This window comes from Cupriavidus sp. 05T313 (genome assembly GCF_056396665.1).
The window spans coordinates 1-1705 of sequence record NZ_JBFTLX010000484.1; the positions used below are offsets into that span (position 1 = coordinate 1).

The following is a 1705-nucleotide window of genomic DNA, read 5'->3' on the forward strand; positions in this document are numbered from 1 at the left end:
GCCGCGGCGCGCCTGCCGGCGGCGGCCAGCCGCGCGGCCGGGCACCGGCGGCGGAAGCCGGCGAGCGCCAGCAGCGTCCGGCCCGCGCCCCGCAAGGCCGTGGCCCGGCACCTGCCGACGGCGAACGCCGCGCGCCGCAGGCCCAGGGCCAGCGCGCTGGCCAGGGCAGCGGCCGTCCGGCCGCTGCCGGGCAAGGCAACCCGCGCAATGGCCAGGTGAACGGCAACCGCGCCGCCGGCAACGGCAATCGCAATGGTGATGTCGATGGCAACCGCGCCGCCGGCAACGGCAACGGCAACCGCAGCCGCGGTAGCGACGCCAACGGCAATCGCGCCGGCGGCGGCRCCAATGGCAACAGCCACGCAGCGCAGCCGCGCACCGGACAGGATGCCGCCCCGCGCGGCCGCCGTCCGGCGCCGCAAGCCGCGTTGCTGGGCGGCCAGCGCGCCAAGCCCACGCGCTGATCCACAGCGAGGCGGCCGCGCGCAATGTCCAGTCCAGGTCATGACCTTCCGGTTCCCGGCGATGACGGTGGCGTCCCGTATGCCACCCTCACGCCGGACCTGATGCTCGACGCCATGGAGGCCGCCGGTTTCGAACCCGACGGCCGCCTGCTGGCGCTCAATAGTTACGAGAACCGGGTCTGCCAGGTCGGGATCGAGGGCGGCGCGCCGGTGGTGGTCAAGTTCTACCGGCCTGGCCGCTGGAGCGACGCCGCCATCCTGGAAGAGCATGCCTTCGTGCAGCAACTGGCCGAGGCGGAGATTCCGGCGGTGCCGGCCATCGCGCGCGACGGCACCACGCTGCTGGCGCATGGCGGCTTTCGCTTTGCGGTGTTTCCCCGCTGTGGCGGGCGCGAGCCGGAACTGGACCGGGCCGATACGCTGACCTGGCTCGGGCGCTTTATCGGCCGCATCCATGCGGTCGGCGCCACGCGCCCTTACCAGGCGCGACCCACGATCGACGTGGAGAGCTTTGGCGTGGCCCCGCGCGACTGGCTGCTGGCGCAGGACTGCATTCCGGCGGAACTGCGCCCGGCCTGGCAGGCCGTCGCCGATCTGGCCATCGAGGGGGCGCGCCGCTGCTATGAGCGCGCCGGCGATGTGTCGCTGCTGCGCCTGCATGGCGATTGCCATCGCGGCAATGTGTTGTGGATCGAAGAGTCCCGGGCTGGCTCGCGCCCGCCCGGGCCGCATTTCGTCGACTTCGACGACAGCCGCATGGGGCCGGCGGTGCAGGATCTGTGGATGCTGCTGGAGGGCGATCGTGCCGCCATGCAGGGGCAGATGGCGGATATCCTGGCCGGGTATGAGGATTTCGCGGAGTTTCAGCCGCGGGAGCTTTATCTGGTTGAGGCGTTGCGGACGCTGCGGTTACTGCATTACAGCGCTTGGCTGGCGAGCCGGTGGCGGGATCCTGCTTTTCCGGCGGCGTTTCCGTGGTTTGGGAGTGCGCGGTATTGGCAGGATAGGATTCTGGAGTTGCGGGAGCAGGTGGCTTTGATGGATGAGGGGCCGCTTTGGCCGGTATGAGGGGTTTTGGGGGTTTGACTGCTTAACTTCAACGGCTTAAAGCCTTAAAGCCTTAAAGCCTTAAAGGCTTAAAGTCAAAGGCAGTTTCACCACCCCTGCGGGGCGGCGACCTACTTTCTTGTCTTGCCAAGAAAGTAGGCAAAGAAGGCGCGCCGGATGGGGCGACCCCCCCT

At 69.6% G+C, this 1705-nt stretch carries 1 protein-coding gene and 1 pseudogene; both read left to right on the forward strand.

Annotation, left to right across the window (positions count from 1 at the left end; translation table 11 throughout):
• Positions 1–464 (forward strand): annotated as a pseudogene (locus AC1DKD_RS41075) (hypothetical protein); the annotation flags it as partial.
• Between the two features lie 24 nt (positions 465–488).
• Positions 489–1532: a serine/threonine protein kinase gene (locus AC1DKD_RS41080; protein WP_441637730.1), complete on the forward strand. Its 1044-nt coding sequence runs from the start codon at positions 489–491 to the stop codon at positions 1530–1532.
• Positions 1533–1705 lie beyond the last annotated feature (173 nt).